The sequence below is a fragment of the Kibdelosporangium phytohabitans genome (genome assembly GCF_001302585.1).
GTDB classification, from domain to species: Bacteria; Actinomycetota; Actinomycetes; order Mycobacteriales; family Pseudonocardiaceae; genus Kibdelosporangium; species Kibdelosporangium phytohabitans.
Genome location: NZ_CP012752.1, coordinates 9,364,603 through 9,391,591, shown reverse-complemented (window position 1 = coordinate 9,391,591; position 26,989 = coordinate 9,364,603). Strand labels below are relative to the sequence as shown.

The 26,989-nt window shown below is 68.3% G+C and carries 21 protein-coding genes and 1 pseudogene; 10 read left to right on the top strand and 12 right to left on the bottom strand.

The window, feature by feature from the left end; translation table 11 throughout:
* Positions 1-458: 458 nt before the first annotated feature.
* A complete protein-coding gene (locus AOZ06_RS55325) occupies positions 459-917 on the top strand; it encodes a hypothetical protein (RefSeq protein ID WP_083472289.1) in 459 nt (152 codons plus the stop codon).
* A gap of 250 nt (positions 918-1,167) precedes the next feature.
* Here the strand turns inward: AOZ06_RS55325 and AOZ06_RS41860 are convergent.
* The 7 genes and pseudogenes from AOZ06_RS41860 to AOZ06_RS41830 form a co-directional block, all read right to left on the bottom strand.
* A pseudogene (locus AOZ06_RS41860) lies at positions 1,168-1,470 on the bottom strand (integrase core domain-containing protein); the annotation flags it as partial.
* Positions 1,466-2,860, bottom strand: a complete 1,395-nt coding sequence (locus tag AOZ06_RS41855; protein ID WP_054290097.1) for an IS30 family transposase — start codon at positions 2,858-2,860, stop codon at positions 1,466-1,468. The gene AOZ06_RS41855 and the pseudogene AOZ06_RS41860, both read right to left, overlap by 5 nt.
* 32 nt (positions 2,861-2,892) lie before the next feature.
* On the bottom strand, positions 2,893-3,480 hold the full coding sequence (locus tag AOZ06_RS58180; RefSeq protein ID WP_083472287.1) for a DDE-type integrase/transposase/recombinase: 588 nt from the start codon (positions 3,478-3,480) through the stop codon (positions 2,893-2,895).
* Positions 3,477-3,809, bottom strand: coding sequence for a transposase (locus AOZ06_RS59370; protein WP_218921868.1), 333 nt, complete (start codon positions 3,807-3,809; stop codon positions 3,477-3,479). The genes AOZ06_RS58180 and AOZ06_RS59370 overlap by 4 nt, the downstream gene beginning before the upstream one ends.
* A 135-nt stretch (positions 3,810-3,944) precedes the next feature.
* Complete coding sequence (locus AOZ06_RS41840; protein WP_054294433.1) at positions 3,945-5,138, bottom strand: HNH endonuclease signature motif containing protein; 1,194 nt, start codon at positions 5,136-5,138, stop codon at positions 3,945-3,947.
* A 24-nt stretch (positions 5,139-5,162) separates the two neighbouring features.
* Positions 5,163-8,270: an AfsR/SARP family transcriptional regulator gene (locus AOZ06_RS41835; RefSeq protein ID WP_225953031.1), complete on the bottom strand. Its 3,108-nt coding sequence runs from the start codon at positions 8,268-8,270 to the stop codon at positions 5,163-5,165.
* Positions 8,267-10,525 (bottom strand): tetratricopeptide repeat protein, encoded by a 2,259-nt coding sequence (locus AOZ06_RS41830; protein ID WP_054294432.1) that lies wholly within the window; start codon positions 10,523-10,525, stop codon positions 8,267-8,269. Before AOZ06_RS41830 ends, AOZ06_RS41835 begins: the two co-directional genes overlap by 4 nt.
* 242 nt (positions 10,526-10,767) lie before the next feature.
* Between AOZ06_RS41830 and AOZ06_RS41825 the strand changes: the two genes are divergently transcribed.
* Both AOZ06_RS41825 and AOZ06_RS41820 read left to right on the top strand, forming a co-directional pair.
* Positions 10,768-11,937 carry a glycoside hydrolase family 64 protein gene (locus AOZ06_RS41825; RefSeq protein WP_054297313.1) on the top strand — a complete coding sequence of 390 codons (1,170 nt, stop codon included), beginning with the start codon at positions 10,768-10,770 and terminating at the stop codon, positions 11,935-11,937.
* A gap of 16 nt (positions 11,938-11,953) precedes the next feature.
* Positions 11,954-12,448 carry a DinB family protein gene (locus tag AOZ06_RS41820; protein ID WP_083472286.1) on the top strand — a complete coding sequence of 165 codons (495 nt, stop codon included), beginning with the start codon at positions 11,954-11,956 and terminating at the stop codon, positions 12,446-12,448.
* Here AOZ06_RS41820 and AOZ06_RS41815 read toward each other — a convergent pair.
* The 3 genes from AOZ06_RS41815 to AOZ06_RS41805 all read right to left on the bottom strand — a co-directional run bounded on the left by AOZ06_RS41815 (position 12,359) and on the right by AOZ06_RS41805 (position 14,112).
* Positions 12,359-12,988, bottom strand: coding sequence for a hypothetical protein (locus AOZ06_RS41815; RefSeq protein WP_063810210.1), 630 nt, complete (start codon positions 12,986-12,988; stop codon positions 12,359-12,361). The two genes, AOZ06_RS41820 and AOZ06_RS41815, sit on opposite strands and share 90 nt — an antisense overlap.
* Positions 12,985-13,710 carry a MerR family transcriptional regulator gene (locus AOZ06_RS41810; protein ID WP_054294431.1) on the bottom strand — a complete coding sequence of 242 codons (726 nt, stop codon included), beginning with the start codon at positions 13,708-13,710 and terminating at the stop codon, positions 12,985-12,987. Before AOZ06_RS41810 ends, AOZ06_RS41815 begins: the two co-directional genes overlap by 4 nt.
* Before the next feature lie 129 nt (positions 13,711-13,839).
* A complete protein-coding gene (locus AOZ06_RS41805) occupies positions 13,840-14,112 on the bottom strand; it encodes an alpha/beta fold hydrolase (RefSeq protein ID WP_054294430.1) in 273 nt (90 codons plus the stop codon).
* 239 nt (positions 14,113-14,351) lie between these two features.
* Between AOZ06_RS41805 and AOZ06_RS41800 the strand changes: the two genes are divergently transcribed.
* From AOZ06_RS41800 to AOZ06_RS41770, 7 genes are all read left to right on the top strand, one after another.
* A complete protein-coding gene (locus AOZ06_RS41800; RefSeq protein WP_236951909.1) occupies positions 14,352-15,350 on the top strand; it encodes a winged helix-turn-helix domain-containing protein in 999 nt (332 codons plus the stop codon).
* A gap of 253 nt (positions 15,351-15,603) precedes the next feature.
* Positions 15,604-16,371: a DUF2382 domain-containing protein gene (locus AOZ06_RS41795; protein ID WP_054294428.1), complete on the top strand. Its 768-nt coding sequence runs from the start codon at positions 15,604-15,606 to the stop codon at positions 16,369-16,371.
* Between the two features lie 113 nt (positions 16,372-16,484).
* Positions 16,485-18,053 (top strand): ABC transporter substrate-binding protein, encoded by a 1,569-nt coding sequence (locus AOZ06_RS41790; protein ID WP_054294427.1) that lies wholly within the window; start codon positions 16,485-16,487, stop codon positions 18,051-18,053.
* Positions 18,020-19,012, top strand: a complete 993-nt coding sequence (locus AOZ06_RS41785) for an ABC transporter permease (RefSeq protein ID WP_236951908.1) — start codon at positions 18,020-18,022, stop codon at positions 19,010-19,012. The genes AOZ06_RS41790 and AOZ06_RS41785 overlap by 34 nt, the downstream gene beginning before the upstream one ends.
* Positions 19,005-19,889, top strand: a complete 885-nt coding sequence (locus AOZ06_RS41780; protein WP_054294426.1) for an ABC transporter permease — start codon at positions 19,005-19,007, stop codon at positions 19,887-19,889. Before AOZ06_RS41785 ends, AOZ06_RS41780 begins: the two co-directional genes overlap by 8 nt.
* Positions 19,883-20,803, top strand: coding sequence for an ABC transporter ATP-binding protein (locus AOZ06_RS41775; protein WP_054294425.1), 921 nt, complete (start codon positions 19,883-19,885; stop codon positions 20,801-20,803). Before AOZ06_RS41780 ends, AOZ06_RS41775 begins: the two co-directional genes overlap by 7 nt.
* On the top strand, positions 20,797-21,432 hold the full coding sequence (locus tag AOZ06_RS41770; RefSeq protein WP_054294424.1) for an ABC transporter ATP-binding protein: 636 nt from the start codon (positions 20,797-20,799) through the stop codon (positions 21,430-21,432). The genes AOZ06_RS41775 and AOZ06_RS41770 overlap by 7 nt, the downstream gene beginning before the upstream one ends.
* A gap of 446 nt (positions 21,433-21,878) precedes the next feature.
* Here AOZ06_RS41770 and guaB read toward each other — a convergent pair whose 3' ends face one another.
* Both guaB and AOZ06_RS41760 read right to left on the bottom strand, forming a co-directional pair.
* Positions 21,879-23,384 carry an IMP dehydrogenase gene (gene guaB, locus AOZ06_RS41765; RefSeq protein WP_054294423.1) on the bottom strand — a complete coding sequence of 502 codons (1,506 nt, stop codon included), beginning with the start codon at positions 23,382-23,384 and terminating at the stop codon, positions 21,879-21,881.
* A gap of 69 nt (positions 23,385-23,453) precedes the next feature.
* Complete coding sequence (locus AOZ06_RS41760) at positions 23,454-26,900, bottom strand: TM0106 family RecB-like putative nuclease (protein WP_054297310.1); 3,447 nt, start codon at positions 26,898-26,900, stop codon at positions 23,454-23,456.
* Between the last annotated feature and the right edge of the window lie 89 nt (positions 26,901-26,989).

Here is a 26,989-nt window from a genome sequence, read left to right as displayed (position 1 = left end):
GGACGGGAACGTGAGCCGGCTGTGCTGCGAACACGAGTGAGCCCCGGCGGAGGTGAAGTCCTACGCCTCACCGGCCTGAGGGCAGAAGAAGCAAACCAGCTGGCAGCAAATCGAACAGAAAAGTCGCATGTAGACATAGCAGCAGGAAATCCCCGGTTCATCAACGACCTGGCGGAGAGCGAAACCCAGTCAACGAAGTAGTCCGCAGGTGGGCGGGGAAGCTGTCGGCGGAAGCCCAGGAACTACTACGGACAGCAGCGAACCTGGGAGAACCGTTCGACCTGGCAGAAGCAGCGGGGAGCGATGAGAACAACGATGACAAACCTGGTAGGAGCGGTGGAAGAAGCAACAGCAGCAGGCTTCCTGAAAGAAGAAGACCACCTGTTCCAGTACCGCCGCCCCCGAGCAAGGCAAGCGCTGAGGGAAAACCAGTAGCGCAAAGATGCAACGATGATGACGTGGAACTGTCGGTGCTGTGGGTCAGAACCCACTGGTCAAAGAAGTCCAGAGGCGGCCCAGCCGCAGCGCGGAGAAACGCGGCCCCAGTAGCCTTCGCCCTGCCGGACAACGGAATCCACGAAGTAACGATGCAGGAATGGAGAGACTACAAGCCAACCTGGCGAACGGCAGAGCTGTCCCCGAAGGAAGTGTCGCTGACTGAGGAGAGCACAGGCCGCCTCAGGGTACATCTCACCGAGAACCCGTACGGCCTGCCCCACCGCAAACGCCACCCCGCAGTCCGCATCGCACCAGGCGAATGGATACGCTGGCAGATCAACTACCGCTTCGTAAGCTGCTGCTCAGGAGAATGGACCTACCGCCAAGACACCCTGAACCTAGCCTACGGAGAAGCAAACCCAGGAACCTTCCTGACAACCCCAACCCGCAACGTGGACGAGCGAGCACACCTGTTCTAGAGGCAGCAGACGCCCCAAGCAGAGGAGGAGGAGGAGGCTTGGGAAGGTCGACAGAAGCATGGTCAGAATCCAGCGGCAACTGGCTGGTAGGTAACCAAACGCAGTGTGACCAGCGCTGGAAGCGGGGACCTTTGGCTGGGAGCTGCATTCCAACGTAACCAGCGGCGCTAACGTGATCAGACATGATCCGTTCAACCCAAGCACGGCGGCGGGTGGCCGGGTCTGCTGCACGGGTAGGTGACAGTGGTAGTCACGCAGCCTGACTGACTGGCGTGGGCATGATTACTTCATATTCGATAGGGGTCAACCTGCCGAGGGCAGCCTGGCGTCTGCGGCGGTGGTAGGTGCGTTCGATCCAGGTGACGATCGCGATCCGCAGTTCCTCGCGAGTGTTCCAGGTGCGCCGGTTGAGAACGTTGTTCTGCAGCAACGCGAAGAAGCTTTCCATCGCGGCGTTGTCGCCCGCCGCGCCGACCCGGCCCATCGACCCGGTTAAGCCGTGGCGTGCGAGCGCGCGGACGAATTTCCTGGATCGAAATTGGGCGGATTCATTCGGTCGTCGCAACACCGGTGTCTTGGATTGATCGTAGATGGTTGTCAAGGGCTTCGGCGGGCGTCTTCCAGCCGAGTGTCTTGCGTGGTCGTGAGTTGAGGGTGGCCGCGACCGCTGCGATGTCCTCAGCGCTCCAGCGGGAAAGGTCGGTGCCTTTCGGGAAGTATTGGCGTAGCAGCCCGTTCGTGTTCTCGTTCGTGCCGCGTTGCCATGGGGAGTGTGGGTCGGCGAAGTAGACCGGAAGTCCGGTTTGGACGGTGAATTGGGCGTGTGCGGACAGTTCTTTGCCGCGGTCCCAGGTCAGCGACCGTCGCAACTGCTCGGGAAGCTGGGTCACGGTCTTCGCGAGGGCATCGGCCATGGTGATCGCGCCGTAGCCGGCCAGTGCCGGCCCGTTCTTCGTGCGTGGTGTGACGCCCCAGCCTTCCTCGCGGGGCAGGTGCACAAGCATCGTGAACCGGGTCGCGCGTTCGACCAGGGTGCCGATGGCGGAGCGCTGCAGGCCGATGACGAGGTCGCCTTCCCAGTGTCCTGGCACGGCGCGGTCGTCGGCCTCGGCGGGGCGTTCACTGATCAGGACTTCCGGGGTCACGTGCGCCCATGCCTTCTGCCTGGATCTGGCGCGCGGGACACGCAGGGCCCGGCCGGTGCGCAGGCAGGCGACGAGCTCGCGCTTGAGGGCGCCGCGGCCTTCGACATAGAGGGCCTGGTAGATCGCCTCGTGGCTGATCCGCATGGACTCATCATCCGGGAACTCGACCGGTAGCCGTTTCGCGATCTGCTCTGGGCTCCACGCCGTCGTCCAGGCCCGATCAGCGCGATGCGGTTTGTTCCGCCCCTTCCATACCGGACCGTCGGGGCCGATGACGGCGCCGTCGGTGTCGCGGACCTCACCGGACAAACGTTGCTGGACATAGTCGCGTAGTCGCTCGTTGACGGCGAGTTTGGCGGCCTTGGGACGCTTGGCGCGCCGTTCGGCATGCCATTGCGCGGTCGAGGCTTTGTAGTCGACGCCATAGGTCCGGGTCGACGCGTTGCGACGCAGCTCCCTCGAGATCGTTGAGGCGTCTCGGCCCAGTTGCCTGGCGATCGCTCTCACACCAGCCCCTTGCGCGCGCAGCAACGCGATGTCCTCTCGCTCGACGAACGACAGGTACCGGCCGGAGACCGTCGCGGACAGCTGTGGATTCACCCCGCCAGCGTGACGGAACCACCGGTAACCGACCGGTGCCGACACACCCGCCACCTCCGACGCCTCATCGGTCAAGACACCGGTCGCGATCGCCGCCCAGAACCGCACCCGATCCACGCGCCATGCGACCGTCGGTCGACCCGGCGAAGGCATCTGCCCCCGATACTCCCGAACCTGCTTCTGCCTCGGACCAGCCATCGCTCCACCTCGCGGTCAGGGTGTTGCGACGATCAGTTGAATCCGCCTTGCGAGCCGCGGTCGGTGTGCACCACGCAGCCGGCGGTGTCACCGCGGCGGGCGAAGGCGTTGGTGAGAGCGGTGACGGCGAGGCGGGAGGTCATCCGGGAGTCGATGGAGTAGCCGGCGATCCGGTTGGAACAGGCGTCCTTGACCGCGCATAGATAGAGCTTTCCTTCTGCGGTGCGGTGTTCGGTGATGTCGGCTAGCCACGGCCGGTTCGGCGCGGCGGCGGTGAAGTCGCGGCGGACCAGGTCGTCGTGGACCGGCGGGCCGGTCTTCTTGCCGTTGCGGCCGCGTTTCTTGCCGAACGCACTCCACCAGCCCATCGACGAGCAGATCCGCCACGCGGTCCGATCCGCCATCGACGAGCCGGCGTCGCGGGCTTCGTCGGCCAGCAACCGGTAGCCGAATTCCGGATCGTCGCGGTGCGCGTCGAACAACGCGTTCGCCCGATATGCCCGCTCGAATTCTGTCCCGGTGACCGGCCGGGACCGCCACCGGTAGTACGGCTGTCGAGCGATGTTCAAGACCCGGCACGTCACCGCGACGGGGATACCGTCCGCGGCGAGCTCGTTCACGAGCGGGTAGAGCCTTTTCCCGGCAGGTTCGCCTGGGACAGATAGGCCGTCGCGCGGCGCAGGACCTCGTTCTCCTGCTCGAGCAGCTTGATTCTCTTGCGGGCCTCGCGCAGCTCGGCCGAGTCGTTCCTGGTCATGCCCGGCTTCGCGCCCTCGTCGGCGTCGGCCTGGCGCAGCCACGTGAACAACGTCATCGGGTGGACCCCGAAGTCCTTGGCGATCTGCTCGACGGTCACACCGGGTTCGCGCTCACGAGCGACCCGCACGACATCGTCGCGGAACTCCTGGGGGTAGGGCTTGGGCACAGCGACATCCTCCCAGCTCACCATCACGGCAAGCCAACTCAGATGTCACCTAACCGTGCAGCAGACCCAAGCTGGAAGTAGCCACGAGGGCTGGAAGTCGGACCGGGTAAGCAAGGGTGGAAAAGCGAACAACTCACCATGCGACCAAAGCTGAAGGAGCTAGAAAGGCGGAAGGTCATACCCGGCAGGAGCGGCAACCGCGGTCCGCCGAGAGGGCGTGGTGAAAGCCAAAACCCCGGGCATGACGTGATCGATCCGCCAAGAAGCACGTTGCCGCATCAAGTTGTGGCGCTTGCACAGCATGGCCAGATTGCCCACGCCGGTAGCCCCGCCGAGGGCGTACGTGGTCGAATGGTCGGCCTCGCAACGCAGGGCAGGGACGGTGCAGCCGGGTTGGCGGCACGTCCGGTCCCGCACCTGCAGGTGCCTTCTCAGCGCGGGTGAGGCGAACCGGCGTCGGCTGACCTCCATCACTTGCCCGGCGGGGTCGGTGAGGATTCGTCGCCAGGTGGCGTGGTGCGCCAGTTCGCGGGCGTAGTCGGCAGTGATCGGGCCGATGCCGCTGATTTCGCCGGGTTCCTGGTTGAGGCCCATCAACGTCGTCATCGGCACCATGACGTGCAGGCTCACCGGTGGCCGGGGATTGTCCTTGCCTTGCAGGAGATCCACGAACACGTCCGCTCGTGCCTGTCCCAGGTTTCGTCGTGGCCCTCCGGCGCGTCTGGCCAGTTCGTCGATGTGCTGGTAGGTCAGTTCAGCCTCGTGTGGTTGCAGGGTTACGGTCACCGTCGAGGTGCCGTCGGGCCGGTGCCAGCGCGTGACATCTCGGCGGCATTTCGCTGACAGCCGGCGTTTTTCCGCTCCGCGCGGGTCGGCGCGGATGACTTCCCGGTTCAGTGCGTGTTTGAACCGGGTGAGGTTGTCCCGCTTCCCGCCTGACAGCACACGTTTCTCGACCTGCGCGGCCTGGTCGTCGTCCAGGTCAGCCGTGTAGTCGTGCACGGCTTTGGCGCGCATGATGTCCAGTTCGCCCTCGGTCAAAGCCGAAACTGTTGCAGGGAGGCGAATTGCGAGAGTCTGGGCTTCGTGGAGGTGTTTCGCCGCCGTGAGGGGGCTGACCGACAACTCCAGCGCCAGTTCTTCAGCCGCGCCGTCGCCGATGCTGATTCCGCTGCGCTGCGGCGGAGTGAGTTCTGCGAACCGTGCACATGCCTGGACAATCTCGCCGTCGAGTTGACTACGCCGCCGATGGCGGTCGACGAGGAAGCCGAGGATTTGTTCCCGGGTCATGTCGGAGATCGGGATATTCAACGGCGGAGGAGGGCGGAATGGGACGACGAGCTGTTCGAACATGGGTTCATTCTATCGGAAATGCTGTTATTGTTCCAGTCTGGCAGAGGTCAGCAATGACTTCACGCCCTGCGCCCGCTTCTCCACCAGCCGCTGACCGCGTTCCCGTGCCAGCGTCAAGGCTTCTTCTACCGTGCTGGCTGCCCGGTCCGGGTAGCCCTGTGCCAGCTGGGCGTGTGCCAGTTCGGTCAATGCCTTGGCTTCCAACAGCAATTGGCCGGTTGTGCGGAGTTTAGCGAGCGCTTGCTCGCTGTATGCCACTGCCAGCTCCGCGTCGCCGACTCCGCGCTGGGCTCCGGCGAGTCCGATCAGGATCGAGGTTTCTCCGTAGCGGAAGCCTATTTGACGGGACAGCCGCAGTGCTCCGGTGTAGCCGGTTATCGCCGGGAGGTAGGCTTTCTGTCTGCTGTGGATCGTCGCGATCACCTCCAGTGCCCCTGCTTCGCCTCTTCGGTCGCCCACTTGGGTGCTCAGGGTGATCGCGGCGTTGGCGTGGCCGAGTGCCGTTTCGAAGTCGTCCATGTCGCACTGCACTTCCGCGAGGCAGACCAGTGCCGTCAGTTCGCCGAAGCGCTCACCGATCTGACGGCAGTAGCGCAGGACTTCCCGTTGCAGGTCCGCCGCTTTGCCGAGCCTGCCCAGGTGCCAGTACGCGATGCCCATGCCGTTCATCGCGCGGAAGGCCGCGGCCTGGTTGCCGGTCGACCGGCTCAGGGCAAGCGATTGCTCGTGCCAGTCCAGTGCTGTCGCCGGGCGGCCCGATGACGTGTGCGCCACCCCGATGTAGTTGAGTGCCAGGATCTCCGCCACCTGGTTGCCGGTTTTCCGGCTCGTGGTCAATGCCTGGCGGTGGCAGTCCTCGGCCAGTTTCGGGGTACCGCGCTGCAGGTGGATCCGGCCGAGGTTGTGTGACGCCTGCGCCGCCGCGTCCAGGTCTCCGATTCGCGAGGCGACGCTCAGAGCCTCGGTGTGGTAGTCGATCGCGCGTTGGTAGTCGCTGAGGTTGAAGCAGATCATGCCGAGTACGTCCAGCATGGAGATCTGCGCCGATGGTTCACCGGCCTGCCGTGCGGCTCGTAGCGCGGCCTCGAACCCGGTGAGTGTCTCCCGGGCGTGCCCGCGTGCCTGTAGGTACCCACGCAACACATCGGCCAGGCGCCACGCGTACGGCCGTAGCACGGGATGCGTCGCGGCCCACGTGACAACGGCGACGAGGTTGTAGCGTTCCTCGTCCAACCACGACAACGCGGTCGCTTCGGTCAGCGCAGCGGGAGGCACGCGGGGTGCGGGCAACGGCAGCCGGGGCGCGGCTGGATACAGCAGGCGTGCGGCGGAGTTCGCTGTGTGCAGGTAGAAATCTGCCAACCGGGTCAACGCGTCGGCTGCGTCCGTGTCGATGTCCTGGCTGACCGCGTATTCACGGATCAGGTCGTGGAACTGGTAGCGCCCACTGGGTTCCCGGTGCAGCAGGGCAGCGGCGGTCAGCCGGTCGAGGGACCGGCCTGCCTCCGCCGCCGACGTGCCCGCCAGCGCTGCCGCAGCGTCCACGCCGAAGTCAGGACCTGGGACGCGCCCGAGCAGGCGGAACAACAACTGGTCCGATTCCGACAGTCGCACATAGGAATGGTCGAACGCGACCCGCACGGCGGACGTCTCGTCGCCGTCGATCGCGAGTTCGGCAAGCCGCCCGGACTGCGTCATCTCGGCGACGTACTCGGCGATCTGCCGGTGCGGGCTGGCCGCGAGGTTGGCGCCCGCGATGCGCAACGCCAACGGCAGGCGTGCGCACGCTTTCACCAGTGACTGCACCGCTTCCGGCTCTGCTTCCGCCCTCGGCGCCCCGACCAGGCCGGTGAGCACGGCACGCGATTCCTGTTCGGTCAGCACGTCCAGCGGTACGTGGTCGGCGCCAGGGTGGACGGCGAGGCCGCGCAGATCACCGCGGCTGGTGATCAACACGTGGCAGCTGGGCTCGGCGGGCAGCAGTGGACGTACCTGTTCGGCGTTGACAACGTTGTCAAGAACCAGAAGCATCCGCCTGCCCGTCAATATGCTTCGGTACAGCGCCGCCTGGTCGGCCAGCTCAGCCGGGATCTCGTCCCTGCCGACGCCGAGTGTCCGCAGGAACCGGGTCAGCACGGTACCTGGCGCCAGCGGCGGATCCGACGCGTAACCCTGCAGGTTCACGTACAGCTGGCCGTCCGGGAAACGGCCGCGCAGCTGGTGCGCGACTTGCAGCGCGAACGCGGTCTTGCCGACACCGGGCGGTCCGGACACGACAGTGACCGGGCCGGGCATCTCGGTGAGCCGGGCGACCATGTCGGCCCGGCCGACGAAACCGCGCAGGGCGGCGGGGAGCTGGTTGATCGGTGTCGCCACCAGCGGTTGCGGGTCCGGGTTGCCCGCCAGGATGGTGCGTTGGATCCGTTGCAGGTGCGGGCCGGGGTCGATGCCCAGCTCGTCGCGGAACCTCCGGTGCACGGTCCGGTACGTGTCCAGCGCGTCGGCCAGCCGGTCGGAGCGGTGCAGCGCCTCGAGCAGCTGGACCCAGAACTGTTCGTGCCACGGGTGCTCTTTGGTCAGCTGCACCAGTTCGCCGATCACCTCGCGGTGCCTGCCCAGCTCGAGGTGGACTTGGATGCGCCGCTCCACGGCGCGCAGCCGGTCCTCGGCGAGTTCGGCGACGACGTCGCGTTGCAACGACTCCGACGGGATGTCCGACAGCGCGGGGCCGCGCCAGCACGCCAGCGCGTCGTCCAGCTCGGTCAGCTCGTCGGTGAGGTCACCGGTCCTGGCCGCCTCCCGTGCCGCCGCGACCAGCTGCCGGAACCTCAGCAGGTCGACCTGTTCGGGCCCTACGGCGATCAGGTATCCGTCGGGGCGGGTCTCGATCAGCGAGTCGTCGCCGAGTACCCGGCGCAGCCGCATCACGTACAGCTGGATGCTTTTGCGCGCGGTCGGCGGCAGCTGTTCGCCCCACATCCGCTCGCCGAGCTGGTCCATCGACACCGTGGCGTTGGCGTGCAGCAACAGCGTGGCCAGCAGGACGCGCAGCTTGGGGCCGTTGATCGCGACACGGTGACCGTCCCGGACGACTTCGAGCGGCCCCAGCACGCCGTACCGGATGCTGGTCATGACTCGAGGACTGTGGCCAGCCATCCCGCTGGAGTCGTGGCCGCCAGTTCCGCGGACTCGCGGGCTTCGGTGCCGTGGATGAGCGCACGCGCCTGTGACCAGAGCTGTTCGGCAGCGGCTGGGTCTTCGGTGACGGTCGCTGCCGCGAGGTCACGCAGCGTCCGGGCCTGCCACAGCGGCAGGTCCAGCTCGGCCCACAGCGCCAGTGCCGTCGTGAGCGTCTGCCGTGCCGTCGCGTGGTCGCCAGCGGCGAGATGGACCTCGCCGAGCGTGCGGGTCACGAGCGCCATGCCGAAACGGTCGTGCCTGCGGGTGCAGGTGTCCAGGCACTGGGCGAGGGTCTCAGCGGCTTGTGCGTGCTCGCCTGTCCGCAGCGCGGCCTTCGCCCACGACTGCCGGGCGTAGGCGGCGCCGAGGTCGTCGCCGAGCTCGTCGAGGATGCCGGCCGACTGGGCGGCCAGGTCCGCAGCGGCGGCGTACTCGCCGATCGCGCGGTGGCAGAGGCTCAGGCCACGCAACGACATCGCGGCGCCACGCTGGTCGCCGGCCTTCCGGTACACCTCGATGCAGCGCTGGAACTGGGTGGTGGCCGCGGCGATGTCGCCCTTGTCGCGGCTGATCGCGCCGAGGCCGTAGTTCGCGGCCGCGACCACGCCGAGGTGGCCGATCTCCTCAGCCAGGACGGCGGCCGTGCCCAGGTCGATGACCGCCGCGTCGGTCACGGCGAGTTCACGGTGGACAGTGCCCATGCCGACGAGCGCGGCGGCGAACGTGTTGTCGTCGCCGATCACGGCTGCGAGCAGGGCGGCCTCGCGGAAGTGGGTGATCGCGGCCGGGAAGTCGTCCTTCTCGGCGTGCAGCTGGCCGAGCCCGGCGAGGGCGACGGCTTCGGCGGCGCGGTCGCGGACCGCGCCGGTGACCTCCAACGCGATCTCCTGCGTCCGCTGCCACTCGTCGAACTCGTTGCGCGCCGCGAACGGCACCGCGAGCAACGACACCAAGGACACGATCGTGGTGTAGTTGATCCGCAGCTCGTAGGCACGTTCGACCATGCGCACGACCGCGGCCGACTCCGCCTTGAGCCACTCGTCCCGGTCGGCGCGCACGTCCTCGATCAACGCCGGGTCGACCTGGACGTCCGGCAACGCCACCTGGCGCAGCTCGACCGTGACCCGGGGCAGGTCACGGCTGCTCTCGTCGATCAGCACCATCCACGTGGCCAGGGTGCGGGCGACCGCGGCGGGCATGCCGACGCCGGATTCGTGCTGTTCGGCGCCGAACAGCTGGACCAGGTCGTGCATGCGGTAACGGACCCGGCCGAGCGCGTCGGTGCCTGCCACTTCGAGCAGCCGCAGGTCGACGAGGTGCTCGACGACGGCCCTGGCTTCGGCGGGGGACACGTCCAGCAGCGGCACCACCGGCCACCAGCCGAAGTTCGGCAGGTCGAGCACGGACAGCAGGTGGAACGCGCGGCGCTGGTGCTCGTCGAGTTCGGCGTACGCCAGGCCGAGGCTGGAGCGGATCGCCAGGTCGCCGACAGTCAGCTCGTCCAGTCTGCGGTGCTCGTCGGACAGCCGGACGACGAGTGACTCCAGCGGCCAGTCCGGGTTGGCCACCAGCTTCGCCCCGGCCGCGCGGACCGCGAGCGGCAGGCCGCCGCAGAGCTGGACGATCTGTTCGGCCTGCGGGCGCTGGGCCAGTGTCCTGTCGTCGCCGATCACGCGGCTGAGCAGCTCGACCCCGGCGTCCACGGTGAGGAACGCCAGTTCGATCGACGCGGCGTCGGCCAGCCCGGTCAGCCGGGACCGCGTGGTGATCATGACCAGGTTGTCCTCGCCGCCGGGCAGCAGCGGCAGCACCTGCTGTTCGTTGCGGGCGTTGTCGAGCAGTACGATCATGCGCTTGCCCGCGGTGGCTGACCGGTACTGCTCGGTCCGGTCGGCCGTGCCGGCCGGGACGTCGGCCGCCGGGACGCCGAGCGCCTGGAGGAACCGGCCGAGGACTTCGTGCGCGTCGGCGCCGCGCAGGTCGGCGAACAGCTGGCCGTCGGGGAACTGGGCGCTGAGCTGGTGCGCGGTGTGGACGGCCAGCGCGGACTTGCCCACGCCGCCGAACCCGGACAGGGCGACCACGTGCTTGCCCGGTTCGGTGGCGATCCGGATGATCTCGGCGACCTCGGCGGCCCGCCCGGTCAGCTCGCCGCCGTCGGGCGGCAGGTCGCGCGGGGGATCCTCGAGTTCATCGGTGATGCGCACGTCGTCTCCCCCAAGCACGGACCCAGCGTCGGATTCTCCCACAACCGGCGCCCGCGGCAACCGCGCGGTGACGCCCATTGACACACGCCGGACACCCGTCGATGCTATGAGAGCGCTCTCACGTCCTGAACGGGAAAGCGCACGTCGGCACCTGGAAGTACCTGCCCGGTGTCCGTCCGACACCGCCCCTGCAGCGGGTGCCGACGCTCCACCCGGGACACGACCCTGAGGAGGACAAGCAGGTGCTCATTCAACGCAGGACGCCGGCCGCGCTGGTCGCGGCCGTGACAGTCGCCGCGGGCCTGACAGCGGTGGCCCCGGCCGCGCAGGCCGTCCCCGCCACGATCCCGCTCCAGATCACGAACCGCTCAGGCCGCGGTGACGCGGTGTACATCTACAACCTCGGAACGGAGCTCTCGACCGGACGGCAGGGCTGGGCCGACGCCAACGGCACGTTCCACCCGTGGCCCGCGGGCGGGAACCCGCCGGCGCCCGCGCCGGACGCGTCGATCGCCGGTCCGGCCAACGGCCAGACCAGGACCATCCGGATGCCGAAGTTCTCCGGCCGGATCTACTTCTCCTACGGCCAGAAGCTCGTGTTCAAGCTGACCACGGGCGGCCTGGTGCAGCCCGCGGTGCGGAACCCGGCCGACCCGAACGTCAACATCCTGTTCAGCTGGTCGGAGTACACGCTCAACGACAGCGGCCTGTGGATCAACAGCACGCAGGTCGACATGTTCACCGCGCCCTACGCGGTCGGTGTGCAGGCAGCGGGCGGGCAGGTCCGCACCACCGGCCACCTCAAGCCGGGTGGGTACACCGCGGTCTTCAACGGCCTGCGGTCCCAGGGCTGGGGCAACCTGATCCGCAACAACGGCATCCGCGCGTTGGCTCCTGGCCACGGTGTCGGCGTGGGTGCGTTGCCCGCCAACGTGTTGAGCAACTACATCGACCGCGTCTGGTCGCACTACTCGACGCGGACACTGACCGTGACCCCGTTCGCCAACCAGCCGGACACCAAGTACTTCGGCCGGGTGTCGGGCAACACGATGACGTTCACCAACGCGTCCGGCGGGTTCGCCACCTCGTTCCAGAAACCCGACTCCGACAGCGTGTTCGGCTGCTACAAGCTGCTGGACGCGCCGAACGACCTGGTCCGCGGGCCGATCTCGCGGACGCTGTGCGCGGGGTACAACCGGTCGACGCTGATCACGAACCCCAACCAGCCGGACCCCGACAACGCCAACTTCTACAAGGACTCCGTGACCAACCACTACTCGCGGTTGATCCACTCGCAGATGGCCGACGGCAAGGCGTACGGGTTCGCGTTCGATGACGTCGGCGCCCACGAATCCCTTGTGCACGACGGGAACCCGCAGCAGGCGTACATGACGCTCGACCCGCTGGGCTAGTTGCTAGCGTGAAGCCATGGAGCACTGCCCGGAGTGTGGCTTCACCTACGACCTGGATGAATCTCCAGCGGCGGCCGAGGCGATCCGCGCGGGTGCCGACGACTTCGCGGTGGTCCTGCGAAGCGCGGCGGACGTGCGCCGCAGGCCGGGCGACGGTGTCTGGTCGCCGCTGGAGTACTCGAGTCACGTCCGTGATGTCCTGCTGTCGCAGCGGGAACGTGTGTTGCTCGCGCAGCGGGTGGACACGCCGGACTGCGTGCCGATGGGCGTGGATGACCGGGTCGAGCGGGAAGGCTACAACGAGCAGGAGCCCGAAGCCGTCGCCCGGCAGATCACCGATGCGGCGTTGCTTCTCGCCACGGTTCTCGATCGCCTCGACGACGCCGGGTGGCAGCGCAGGCTGATCTACAACTACCCGGCGTCAGCCGAGCGGTCGGTGCGGTGGGTGGCCATGCACGCCTTGCATGAGGTCCGCCACCACCTGATGGACGTCCGTCGCCAGCTCGCGTGAGGCGGACGTGATCGCCCGCACGGCCGCACGCGGGTCGTCGGCGCGGAACCGGATCGTCGACACCGTGTTGTCCTTGACCGGCACCGGCTCGGACAGCACGAGTGTCACGTCTGTCTGGTTGCCGATCACGATGCTCAGCGTGTCGCCGTCGAGCTCGATCGCCGGTCCATTGTGGTCCTTGCGGTGCACTCGCGCGGACGTGATCGACGCCAGCGGGACCCGGACCTCGAACACGCTCCCCTCCCGCAACACCAGCGTGCCGGTTGTCAGGTAGTGCGGCTTGGTCACCATGACCGCGGCGATTCCCAGCACCTGCAGCAACGCGAGGACGTCGAGTACGTGGATCCACCACCAGGGCACGAGCAGGCCGACCACGAACGTCTCCAGTGCGAGTGCTCCGGTCAGCACGAGCAGCGTCGGGACCTGGTCACGGGCGTACCCGATGGCCGTGTCCGACGGCCCGACCCCAGTCGGCCGCCGCCGGATCCACCACCACAGGCTGGTGAGCCCGGTCCACTGGGCCCGCAGGATTCGCTTCACGCCCGCACCTGCCGCATCGCCTGGCGGAACACCTCGGCCTGCGCGGGCGTCAGCGCCTCCAGCACGGCCGTGCTGAACGGGTGGCCGAGATCCACTTCCGACGTGACGAGCCCGGCCGGGATGCTCTCGGCGACCGTGGCCGCGAGGGGGGCGATGCGCGGGTCGTCGACGGCTGCGTCCGCCAGGTCTTCCAGCTGCCGCGCCAGGTCCTGGCCGCGGGCGATCGTCGCCGGATCGGTCACGTGAGCGCGCAGCGTGGCGACGACCTGTTCGCTGCCCGGCGCCATGTCCAGCAGCGTGAACAGCTCTCGCTCCAGCGCGCCGATCGGGCCGGTCGTGGTGGGCAGTTCGGCGAGCAGTCCGGCCAGCTCGGGTGAGATCGTGGTGTCGTCGCGCAGGTCGGCCTGGTCGAGCATGGTCGCGAGCCGGGCCCGGCGGGCGCGGATGGCCGCTTCCTGGCGTGCCAGGTCGTCGTCCAGTGCGGCGAGCATCTCCCGCAGGTCGTGGCCGTGCCCGTCGGCCAGCGCGTCGCGCACCTCGTCCAGGCTCAGGCCCAGCTCGGTCAGCCTGCGGATCCGGGCCAGCGCGACGACGTCGCGCAGGCCGTACTCGCGGTAGCCGTTGGGGCGCCGTTCGGGTTCGGGCAGCAGACCGCGGTGGTGGTAGTGGCGGATGGCCCGTGTCGACAGCCCGGTCAGGCCGGCGAGTTCCCCGATACGCATATGTCCAGTAGAAACCTTGACGCCGCGACAAGGTCAAGCGGGAACGCCAGCCCGCCGAGCACTGGAGCCCGGCGCCACGGCCGTTCGCACACCGCCGCCTGGCTCACGGCCGGGCGAGGGACTCCGCGGTCATCGGGGTCCACGGCCGGACGTCCGACGGATGCCGCGATGTGCAGCCGTGAGCCGGGGATCAGCTCGTGCAGCCGCCGGGCCGTGGCCGCGCTGGTCGTACGTGAACAGGGAACGCCCGGCTGACAGTGCGTCGAAATCGAACAATCCCATCCGCCGCACCGCGTCCCGGCTGAGGAACACGCCGTGGGCGTAGCCGAGCGGCCGTCCACGGCCGGAGTACTGGTAGGCGATTGTGGCGCCGTCACGGGTGAAGTGGCGGTCGCCGGGCATCGGTGTAGTCCTTTAATACCCCGGGGTGGTATGCCGGAAACATACGAGTGGGGGGTATGTGAGTGAAGCGGTGATTTCACGTGATTGTGAACGTTGGCAACCTGGAAGAGGTGATCATGGGACGATGACTGTCCGCGGAACGACAGCGAACTTGTCGTCCAGTGGATATCCACGCGGCCCGCCGGTGGCTAACGTTCGAACTGCCGGTACGCACGGGGGGCGCCGGTACACCGACTCGTGTGGCTGGGGGACGAGTGCTGCGTATCCACTTCACCGCGGCGGATCTGGTCAGGATCAGAGTTCGCGCCGAACCACACCCGCTGTGGGAAGTCCTGCTGAGCATCCACATGCTGCAGTCCGGCGACGGCTCGCTGGTCTTCGACGCCTGGCGGCGGCAGGCCCGGTTGTCGATCCGCCCGTCGGCGACGATCCTCGCGGCGCTGGCGCGCCCGAAGGGCTACTCGCCGGACTTCCTGACACCCACTGTGGACACCGCGGACCTCGACACCGCGCTGGAATCCCTGCTCGGCACCGAGAAATCGGTGCTGCGGGCCGACATCGAACGACTGGCGACCGAGACGACGCCACCGACGTGGGTGGTCGGGATCGCCGACGGTGACCTCGACGCCATGCGACAGCTGGCAACCAGCATCAGCCGCTACCATGAAGACGTGCTGGCGCCGCACTGGCAAGCGGTCCGTGCTCATGTCCGCGCGGACCGTGACAAGCGCGCGGCGCTGACAACGGACTGCGGCATCGAGGCGATGCTGACGATGCTGCATCCGACGATGAAGTGGCGTGCGCCCGTGCTGGAGGTGGAGTACCCGGTCGACCGCGACATCCACCTCGAAGGACGCGGGCTCGTGCTGGTGCCGTCGTTCTTCTGCTGGCGCAGGCCGATCGCCCTGGCCGACCCGGACCGCACGCAGACGCTGGTCTACCCGGTCGAGCGCGAACTGGGCTGGTGCGAGCCGCTGCAGGGGCAGCACTCCGCGCCACGGCCGGAGTCGCTGAGCGCGTTGCTCGGCCGGACCAGGGCGTCGGTCCTGCGTGCCATCGCCGAGGCGCCGCGAGTCAACACCTCGCAGCTGGCCAAGACCATCGGCATCTCGGTCGCGGGCGCGTCACAGCACGCCACCGTCCTGCGTGACGCCGGCCTGGTCATCACGCACCGGTCGAACGGCTCCGCGGTGCACAAGCTGTCCTCACGAGGCGTGAGTCTGCTCGCGGCGGGCTGAAATTCCCGGAAAGAACCCGCGTACGAGTCTCGTGTCACCCACACGGGGCTCGCGTGAGCCCCACGGTGGTAGCGTCTAGATACCCGTCGGCACGCGCGTCAAACCACACGCATCGGCGGTCTCGTTCTCGCTGAGAGTGGCGGTTTCGCCTGTTCCGGGCGGTGTTCGCCGTCCGCTCGGTTTGCGGGTGGTCTGTACACGGTGGACCGTGAACTTCCGTACGTTGTCCTTTATAGACACGGAAGGTGGAGCCATGCGACCGCAGGAGCTCGTGGGCACTGAGGTGTACGACCCCAAAGGGGAGCGCGTCGGCAAAGTCGCGACGGTGTACCTGAGCGAGGAGTCACAGCAGCCGGAGTGGGTCACGGTCCACACCGGCCTGTTCGGGCACAAGGAGAGCTTCGTGCCGCTGGCAGGCGCGCAGTCGGCGACCGACGGGCTGCACGTCAACTGGGGCAAGGACAAGATCAAGGAAGCGCCCCGGATCGACGCGGACGGGCACCTTTCCGCGCAGGAGAGCATGAACCTGTACGACTACTACGGCATCCCCGTGCAGCGCGCGGGTGAACCGGGCGGCCAGGGCCAGCGGGGCAAGATGCCGCAGGACCGCCAGACCCAGAAGCAGGCCAGGGGCGGCCAGCAGGGACGCCAGGACGAGCAGGTGATGACCCGCTCCGAGGAGCAGCTGAAGGTCGGCACGCAGCGTGTCGAGACCGGCCGGGTCCGGCTGCGCAAGCACGTGGTGACCGAGGAGCAGCAGGTCACCGTGCCGGTGTCGCACGAGGAGATCCGGATCGAGCGGGAGCCGGTCGACCCGCGCCGCGCGGGCAAGACCGAGATCGGCGAGGACGAGCAGGAGATCGTCCTGCACGCCGACAAGCCCGTGGTCGCCAAGGAGTCCGTGCCGGTGGAGCAGGTCCGGGTGCGCACCGAGGAAGTGACCGAGCAGCAGCAGATCCGCGACAAGGTCCGCAAGGAGCAGATTGACGTCGACCAGCCGCGGCCCGGCAGCGTGAAGTGAGCGGTGGGTGCCCGCCGGTGCCCGTGCAGTGAGCGGGACCGGCGGGTACGCCGCGGTATGCGGGTGACAGCGGGCTTGTTGCCAAACACTGGCCACTAGGTTTCGATGACCGTATGCGAACGGTCCTCGGCTTTGTCCTGCTGGGTGCGCTGGCTGTGGCGGGGTGCTCGGTACCGGAACAAGGACCGGCCGGGCCTCCGGCCATGGTGATCGGCGCAGGTCAGGAGCCGGACAACCTCAACCCGATCCTCGGCTACGCGCCCGACGGCTCGTCGAAGGTCTTCGACGGCCTGGTGGACAGGGACGCCCGGCTCGCCTTGACACCGAGGCTGGCGCAACGGCTGCCGGAAGCGTCACCGGACGGGCTGACGTGGACAGCGACGCTCCGCCAGGGCGTCAAGTTCTCCGACGGCACGCCGTTGTCCGCCCAAGACGTCGTGTTCACCTACAAGTCGGTGCTCGACCCGAAGGTCAACTCGACGATCGCCTCGCGCTACGACGCCGTGGCCGAGGTCACCGCGCCCGACGACAGCACCGTCGTCTTCAAGCTCAAGTACGCGTACTCACCGTTCGCCCAGTATCTGACGCTCGGGATCGTGCCGCGTAAGGCGTTCGACGGCGTGGACGTCAACGCGGCACCGTTCAACACCGCCCCGGTCGGCACCGGTCCGTACACAGTGAGCCAGTGGCGCAAGGGCGACCGGATGGTGCTCAAGGCGAACGACGGCCACTGGGACAAAGCGCCGGCGATCAAGACCGTCACGTTCGTCTACGTCACCGACGACAACGCCAGGGCGACCAGGATGGCGTCCGGTGAGTTCGACGCGACCGTCCTGCCGCCGCGGCTGGCCAGGACCTACACGGGCAGGGCCGGGTACCGGCTCGTGCAGAACCCGTCCGCGGACTACCGCGGGCTGGGTCTCCCGTCCGCGCTGCCGTTCACCGCCGACCCCAAGGTCCGGCTGGCGATCAACACCGGCATCAACCGCCAGGCGATGATCGACACGATCCTGGCGGGCGCCGGGAAGCCCGCGGCGACACCGATCTCACCGTATCTCGACGAGTGGTACGACCCCGCGGCCACGTTCGACTTCGACGCGACCGCGGCCGGGAGGCTGCTGGACGACGCCGGATGGCGCATCGGACCGGACGGGAAGCGCGCCAAGGACGGCGAGCGCGCCCGGCTGCCGATCCTCTACCCGGCCGAGGACTCGCTGCGCAAGGACCTCGCACTGGCTGTCGGCAGCGACCTGGCCAAGCTGGGCATCGACGCGGCGGTCGAGGCGACCACGTTCGAGCTGATCCTCAAGCGGCAGAAGGAAGCCGCCGCGATCTGGGGTGGTGGCGACCCGTACGACCCGGACAGCGCGGCCTACACGCTGCTGCACTCGCGATACAGCGGACAGCCGGGTTACGTCAACATGACGCTGTACAACAACTCCCAGGTCGACGCGGCGCTGGACACCGCGCGCAAGAGCCTGGACCCCGCTGTGCGCAAGCAGTCCTACCGCGACTTCCAGAAGGTCTTCACCGGTGACCCTGGCTGGGCGTTCCTGGTGTTCCTCGACCACACGTACGTCATGCGCGACAAATGGAACGGCATCGAGAGCCAGGTCGAGCCACACGACCACGGCATGGTCCACGCCGTGTGGTGGAACCTCGAGCACTGGTCGCCGAAGTGACCCGGCTCGTCCTGCGGCGGCTCGCGTTCGCCGTGCCGGTGCTGCTGGTCGTCAGCTTCGGCCTGTTCCTGCTGGCGAAGGCGTCCCCGTTCGACCCGGTCGAACGCTACTTCGGGGTACGGATCATCGGCGCGGACCCCGAACGCGTCGCGCAGATCCGGGAGAACTGGGGCGTGGACAGGCCCGTGGTCGAGCAGTACACCGCGTGGCTGGGCCACGCGGTCACGGGCGACTTCGGTGACTCGTTGTCGTTGCAGCAACCGGTTTCCCAGGTGATCGGGGACCGTCTCGGCTGGTCGACGCTGCTGCTGGCGGTCAGCTTCACGCTGGCCTTGTTGCTGGGCCTGGCCCTGGGCACGCTCGCCGCGTGGCGGCAGGGCGGCTGGCTGGACCGGGCGATCACCTCCGGCGCGTACGTGCTGGAGGCGGCGCCGGTGTTCTGGCTCGGGCTCGGCGCGTTGTTCGTCTTCGCCCAGCAGCTGCAGTGGTTACCGGGTGGCGGGCTCACCGACGCCGACCAAGCGCTTGACCTCGACCAGCTGGTCCGGCACCTGGTGCTGCCCGCCGGGGTGCTGGCGATCTCCCAGGCCCCGTGGTTCGCCCTGTTCGTCCGGCAGAACCTGCTGGAAGCGCTGACGCAGGACTACGTGATCGGCGCGCGGGCACGTGGCCTGCCCGACCGGACGGTGGTCCTCGGGCACGCGCTGAGAACGTCCCTGCTGCCTTTCCTGACCTTGCTCGGCGCCCGGCTGCCGGAGCTGATCAGCGGCGCGCTGCTGGTGGAGACGGTGTTCTCGTGGCCGGGGATCGCGAAAGCCACTGTGGACGCCGCGTTGAACGTGGACTTCGCGCTGCTCGGCGCGCTCACGCTGCTGGCGACCGCGGCCGTGCTGCTGGGCAACCTGGTCGCGGACGTGCTGTACGCGCTGGCCGATCCGAGGGTGGGGTTCGATGGCTGACACTTCGTGGCGGCGGGTCGCGCGCTCACGGATCGCGGTCGCCGCGGCGCCGGGATCACCGCGAACCCGGCTGCTGGCCTCGGTGTTCATCCTGGGTGTGCTGCTGGTGGCGGTGATCGTGGTCCCGCTCGTGGTCAACCTCAACCAGCAGCTCGTCGACCTCGCGGCGGCCAACCGCCCACCGAGTCCCACGTACCCGTTCGGCACGGACGAACTGGGCCGTGACGTGCTGCTGCGCACGGTATACGGCCTGCGCGTCTCGTTGCTGGTCGGCATCGTGGCCGCGGTGGTGTCGACGGTTCTCGGCACACTCATCGGCGTACTCGCCGGTGCGGCGGGCGGCTGGGTGGACCGGCTGCTGATGCGCGTGGTGGACACGGTTGCGTCCGTGCCGCACCTGCTGCTGGGTGTCGTGATCGTGGCCGTGATGGGCCCGAGCCTGACGTCCGTGGTCGTGTCGATCTCGCTCACGCACTGGCTGTCGTCGGCGCGGATCGTCCGCTCGGAGATCCTTTCGTTGCGCGGCAGGCCGTTCATCGATGCCGCGATCGTGGGCGGTTCGTCGCGGGTGCGTGTGATGACCCGGCACCTGCTGCCCAACGTCGCCCCGCAGGTGTTGCTGGCGACCACGTTGATGATCCCGCACGCGGTGTGGCACGAGACCGCGTTGTCCTTCCTCGGCCTGGGCATGCCACCGCACATGGCCAGCATCGGCAACATGATCAACGACGCCAGGCGGTCGCTGCTGACCGGCGGCTGGTGGATGTCGCTGGCACCGGGCCTGGTCCTGGTGATCGCGACGCTGGCGATCTCCGGGCTGAGCGGGGTGTGGCGGGACCGGCTCAACCCACGACGCCGCTCGGAGCTGACATGGTGACACTGACCGTCGAGGAGCTGTCCGTCCGGTTCACGCTGCCCGATGCCGTGGTCGCCGCGGTCAGCGACGTGTCCTTCTCACTGGTACCAGGGGAATGCCTCGCCCTGGTCGGCGAAAGCGGCTGCGGCAAGTCGGTTCTGGCCAGTGCGCTGCTCGGTTTCCTGCCCGGCAACGCGGAAGTCGCGGGCAGGGCCATGCTCGGACCGCTGGACCTGCTCACCGCGACCGACGACGTGCTCAGCCGGGAAGTCCGCGGCAGGCAGATCGGTCTCGTCCCGCAAAGCCCGGCAGCGCACCTGACGCCGGTTCGGACCGCGCGTTCACAACTGGAAGAGGCGCTGCGGCACCTGCATCCCGCCGAGTCACGCCCGGCCGCGGACTTCGTGGCCGCCCGAGCCGGGCTCAGCCCAGCCGACCTGGACCTCTACCCGCATCAACTGTCCGGCGGCATGGCCCAGCGGGTGGCCACGGCACTGGCGCTGGCCGGTGATCCGTGGCTGATCATCGCCGACGAACCGACCACGGGCCTCGACCGCGCGTTGGTGGACGCACTGGTCGCCGAACTGCGCCTGCTCGTGGCGGACGGCCGAGCGGTGCTGCTGATCACCCACGACCTGGCCGCGGCGCGGCGCGTGGCCGACCGGATCGCGGTGATGTACGCGGGTCGCCTGATCGAAGTCGGCCCAGGCGCGGAGGTCCTGGACGCCCCGCGACACCCGTACGCCCGAGGCTTGGTCGACGCCCTGCCCGACCGCGCGTTCACCCCGATCCGAGGGCTGCCACCCGTGCTCACAGAACTGCCACCGGGCTGCGCGTTCTCGCCGCGCTGCGACCGCGTGGCCGAGGAATGCGCCGACCGTCCACCGTTGACCGAAGACCACGGTCACGCCGTCGCCTGCCACAACCCATGCTGACCGCGACGGGGATCACGGCCGGATATCACCCGCGCCGCCCGGTGATCACGGACATCGACCTGGCCGTCGAACCAGGGAAGACCGTCGGCCTCGCGGGGCCCAGCGGAAGTGGCAAATCAACCCTGGCCAAGGTCATGTCTTTGCTGCACAAGCCATTCAGCGGGACGGTCAGTGTTGACGGGACCGTGGTGAGTGGCTTCCGTTACCGGGCGCCGCGGCAGCACAGGATTCGAATCGGTGTGCTGTTCCAGCAGCCCAGGTTGTCGGTTGATCCACGGATGACTTTGCGGCAGGTGATCGCCGAACCTTCTCGTGCCAACGGTCTTCCTGATCGGGCTGACGAGCTGGCTGAAATGGTTGCGCTGACAGGGGATCTGCTGGGCCGGCGCGCTCACGAGGTCAGCGACGGTCAGTTGCAACGAGCTTGCCTGGCTCGTGCTCTGGCTCTGCGGCCCGCTTATCTGGTTTGTGACGAGATGACGACCATGCTGGATGCTTCGACCACCGCTGCTTTGGTTGGCTTGATCCGGGGGTATCAGCGGGAGACCGGTGCTGGTGTTTTGGCTGTTTCGCATGATTTCGTTTTGTTGGAGCGGTGGGCTGACAGTGTTCGGCTGATCGGTTCTTAGCGGTTTCTGCTTGTTTTGCCTTCTTTGGTGCTTTGGGGGGTGTGTGCGGGGTTGGGCTTGGTGGTTCTGCTGTGGGTGTGGAAGATTCGGTCCCTCGCCGGGTGGCTGACCTCTGGGCAGGAGGGGTGGTTGTGTCCTTCGTCTCTACAGCCCGGGCTCCAGGTGTGTGTTCTTAGATGCGTGGGCGCTCCTGCCCGTCGCCCTTTTCTGCGCTTGCGCGCTCGCCGCTGTGGCTGGTTTGTTCTGGCGCGCACGCTGGCCTGTGTCGGGGCGCGTGGTTTTCGCAGGGTGTGTTGCTGGTGGCGTCCGTACCGGAGGCCTTTGCGGGCCGCGTGGTCGAGCTGGGCCTTGGGGAGTGTGTGCGCTTGGCGGCGATGTGGAGCGGTGGAGCGGCGCGGGGTGCCGACGAGATCGAGTAAGAACCACCTCGTCGGCACCCGGGGCACTCAGCGAGCGCTGTAGTTGGGCGCCTCTACCGTCATGGTCACGTCGTGCGGGTGGCTTTCCTTCAGCCCGGCTGCTGTGATCCGGGTCAGTTGCGCGTCCTGCAGCTGCGCGATGCTGTGCGAGCCGGTGTAGCCCATCGCGGCTCGCAGGCCGCCGACGAGCTGGTGGACGACGTTCTTCAGCGGCCCGCGGTACGGCGTGCGGCCTTCGATGCCCTCGGGCACCAGCTTGTCCTCGGAGAGCACGTCGTCCTGGGAGTAGCGGTCCTTGGAGTACGACTTGCCCTCACCACGGGACTGCATCGCGCCGAGTGAGCCCATCCCCCGGTAGGTCTTGTACTGCTGGCCGTTGACCAGGACCAGCTCTCCGGGGGACTCCGCTGTCCCGGCGAGCAGGCTGCCGATCATCACCGAACTCGCGCCCGCGGCGATGGCCTTGGCGATGTCGCCGGAGTACTGGATACCGCCGTCACCGATCACCGGCACACCCGCCGGGCGGCACGCCAGCGAAGCCTCGTAGATCGCGGTGATCTGCGGGACACCGACGCCCGCGACCACGCGCGTGGTGCAGATCGAGCCGGGGCCGACGCCGACCTTCACGCCGTCCGCGCCCGCGTCCACCAGGGCCTGGGCGCCCGCGCGGGTTGCCACGTTGCCGCCGACGATGTCCACGGTGTCGCCGAGTTCCTTCTTCAGGCGCGCCACCGTCTCGATCACGTTGCGCTGATGGCCGTGCGCGGTGTCCACCATGATCACGTCGACTCCCGCGTCCGCCAGGGCCATGGCGCGCTGGATGCCGTCCTCGCCCACACCCACGGCTGCGCCGCACAGCAGCCTGCCGTCCGGGTCCTTGGTCGACAGCGGGTACTGCTCGGTCTTGACGAAGTCCTTCACCGTGATCAGACCGTGCAGCTTGCCGTCCGCGTCCACGATCGGCAGCTTCTCCACCTTGTGGCGGCGCAGCAGGCCCAGCGCCACATCGGCGGACACGCCGACCTGGGCCGTGACCAGCGGGCCCTGGGTCATCACTTCGCGCACCGGGCGGGTGTGGTCCACCTCGAAGCGCATGTCACGGTTGGTGATGATGCCGATCAGCTTGCCGTTGTCGTCGGTGACCGGCAGACCGGAGATCCGGTAGCGGGCGCACATCGCGTCCACCTCGGCCAGCGTCGCGTCGGGGGAGCACGTCACCGGGTCCGTGACCATGCCGGCCTCGGAGCGTTTCACCGTCTCGGCCTGCCTGGCCTGGTCTTCGATGGACAGGTTGCGCTGGAGGATCCCGATGCCGCCCTGGCGGGCCATCGCGATCGCCATCCGTGCCTCGGTCACGGTGTCCATCGCCGCGGACAGCAGCGGGACACGCAGTCGGATGTTGCGCGAGACCTGAGTCGAGGTGTCGACCCCGCTCGGCACAACGTCGGATTCGGCGGGCAGTAGCAGAACGTCGTCGAAGGTGAGCCCAAGTGTGGTGAACTTGGCCGGCGCAGCGTCGAAATCGCTGGTCATGGAGCTATGACGCCTTTCTCAGGACGGTGACCCCCATCTTAGCCGCCACGGAGAGCCACCAAAGAGGCGTCACGGGTTCCAGTGGCGGGCGCCACGCTGCAAACCGATCATTCCGGACACCAGTCGCATCTGGTCGACGTCCCGGATGTCGGCCTGCACGAGCCGCGGCGAACAGATCAACATGGCCAGTGCCTGGGCACGCGACAGCGCCACGTTCAACCGGTTGCGCGACAGCAGGAAATCCAGCCCCCGCGGCAGGTCGACCGCGGCCGACGACGTCATTGTGACGAGCACCACCGGCGCTTCCTGGCCTTGGAACTTGTCGACGGTGCCGACTCGCGTCTGCTCGAACCCGGCCTGCGCCAACGCCCGGCGGACGACCCTGACCTGCAAGTTGTACGGCGCCACAACGAGGATGTCCTCGTCGGTCAACGGCCGCTCGGTCGATCCGTCCACCCAGGTGCGGCCGACGAGTGCCCGCACCGCGGCCACGACAGCGTCGGCTTCCTCGGGCGAGCTCGTGATGTTGTGGTTGTGATCGACATAGTGCGTGTACAGGCCGGGTTCGATGCCGTCCACGCGCCGCTCCGCGGCGGTTTCGTGCGCGTGCAGCAGGCCCGCGTATGACAGCCGGGAAACCGGGTCGCACACACCGGGGTGCATGCGCCGGGTCTGGTCCATGAAGTAGCCGAGGTTCGATGGGATCACGTCCGCGTCGCCCAGCAGATGCCCCAACGCGGACGCGTCCGCTCCCGCCGGGTGCGTGCCCTGCACGACCTGCGGCAGCTGCTGCGGGTCGCCGAGCAGTACGAGGTTGCGCGTGCACGTCGACACCGCGAGCGCGTCGGCGAGCGCGAACTGGCCGGCCTCGTCGATGATCAGCACGTCGAAGCGTTCTTCACGGACGGCTGCGTTGGCGAACGTCCACGCGGTGCCGCCGACGAGGTGCCCGCCGCCCTGGTCGGAACGCCAGCGCACCAAGGAATTGTTGTCCTTGGGCTGATCCCACTGGCAGTCCTTGTCGGGTTTCCCGGCTTTCGCGCGTTTCGCGCACGGGATCGGCACGCCGAGCTCCCGTCCCGCGGCCAGTGCGGAGCTGAGCACGTTCTCCACGGCCTTGTGGCTGTTGGACGTGACCCCGACGGACTTGCCCTTGCGGATCAGGTGCGCGATCAACCGCCCGGCCAGGTACGTCTTCCCGGCGCCGGGCGGGCCCTGCACGGCCAGCGTCGAGCCGTCCAGCGCGTCCACCGCGCGGATCACCGTGGCGACCAGGTCGTCACCCTGGGGCAGCTCGCCGCGGATGGTCTGCGGCGGCAGCCTGCGCAGCAGGTCGAGGCCGGGATGGGCGGGCAGCATCGGCAGGAGCCCGACCACGCCCTCGGCCAGCGAGTACACCGCCTCGTCCTTCGGTTGCGGTTTCACCGGGTCGCCGGGCAGCACCGCGATCGGGACGTCGTTGGACGTCTCGTCCGGCTTGGCGCTCTCCTCCAGGGTGAGCGTCTCGGCGGTCGCCTCGACGACCTTCGCGTTGCGGGTCCAGTTGACCGGTGTGCCCCGGTACAGCAGGCGGACCTGCTCGTTCGTGTCGAACGGGTGCGGCCGGTCGGGATCGCACCGGGCGTGCAGCACGCGTTTGGCGTTGCGCACCCTGCCCCTGGGCGCGGACCAGTCCTCGGAGCGCAGCGAAACCGGGACCGTGCAAGCGGTATCCGATTCCAGGTCGGACAGCGGCGCGCCGACCTGGCGGAAGAAGTCCCACCACGCCGGGTTGGTCTCCCGCCGGTGGTAGCCGACCGCGGCGGCCAGCAGCGCCCGTGCCTGCTCGTCTTCCGTTGCCTGCGAAGGATCCTCGGGCAGGTCGGCGAGCAGCGGGTCGACGACGGCGGCGATCCGGGCCGCGCGTTCGGCCCGCCGCTGCGCGGCCTCGGCCTCCGCGGTCTCGTTGACCAGAACGTCCAGTTCGGACTCTTCCGGCTGGTGCGGTTCGATCCCCGCCTCGGTGCGAACCTGCAGCAGGAACCGGTACAACCGGTGCGTGGACACGCAGTCGTACTCGTTGTAGTCCTTGATCCCGTCGAGGACGGCCTCCGCCTCCGGGATGTCGTCGGCGGCAAGCAGCGTCAGGTATTCCTCGTACGCCTCGATGCTGGACACGGCGTTGACCACGTCACCGTCCCGCTTGTCGGGCATGTACAGCGGTTCCAGGTACTTGATCGAGTACGACCGCTGCGAGACACGAAGTCCTTTGCGCACCACGGCATACAGGTCGACGAGCGCGCCCGTCCGCAGCAGCGTGTCCACGGCTTCCTCGCGCGTGCCGTGCAACGCTGCCAAGCGCTTGAGCGCGTTCACCTCATACGGCGCGTAGTGGTAGATGTGCGAGCCCGGGTGCTTGACCGCGCGCTCCAGCGCGAAGTCCACGAAATCCTCGAACGCGCGTTTCTCCTGCGCACGGGTGTGCGCCCAGAACGGCCGGAACTCCTCGGCACCGTCGCCGGTGACGGTGACCGCGCCGAACAGGTACTCCAAACCCTGACCGGCCAAGGCGAACGGGTCGCCTTCCATGTCGAAGAACACGTCACCGGCGCTCGGCTGCGGCAACGTGGCGAGCACTTCGGCCGACAGCACCTCGTAGGCCACTTTGCCGACCGGGTCGTCGGGCGTGCGGGAGTCGTCCTGGATGACCTGGATGGCGGCCTGGGAACGCAGGCCGTGGAAGGTGGCCGCGGACATCGTCGACGGCCGGTCCATCGCGGTCGAGTTGGCCAGGTCGTCGATGGTCGACATGCCCGCGGCCACGAGTTTCCGGCGCTGGTCGGCCCGGATGTTGGCCACCAGCGACAAGTCCCGGTCGCCTTCCCGGCCGGACGCGCAGTGCGTGCCGAACTTGCACGTCGCGCACGCCGCCCGCTCGTCCGCCCACAGCTGGACGGGCAGTCGCGCGGGCTGGGCCAGCCGCTCGGCCAGCCGGGCACGCAGATCCAGCACCAGCGGCAGGAAATCGTTGACGCGGTAGGAATGCGTCGACCCGTCACCCAGGACGAGGTGCATCTCCGGGCCCGCCGGGTACCCGGCGTCCCGCAGGGCGGCGGCGTACGTGGTCAGCTGCAGCACCGCCGACGGCTTGGCGTGGCGGGTGAGTTTGGTGTCGTGCGGCTCGTAACCGCCGTCCGCGTCCCGGATCAGGAAGTCCGCGCGGCCGTAGAACGAACCGTCGTAGAAGACCGCCTGGTAGATCACGGGAGCGCCGGACTCGATGGCCTGCCGGGTCTGCCCGGCCGCCTTCGCCAGCGCCTCGGGCCGCGGCGCGGGCAAGTCGATCTTCACGACCTCGAACCGCGCCTCGAGCCGCTCCAGCGTCGCCTGCTCGTGCGCGATGCCGTGCTTGGCGACCAGCAGGTTCTGCGGATCCTGCGGCTGCGGCGCACCGTCGACTCGCATGGCCAGCGCGTGGTCGAGAACGCTGCGGTGCTCGCATTCCAGGAGGTCGACAAGATCCCCGGGGGAGATCACCAGACCGGTCGGAGTGACAAGCACCGACGCAGTATTACGCCATTCGTGGTCAAAACCCGGGAGCGCCGCCCCCGCGAGTCGCCAAACCA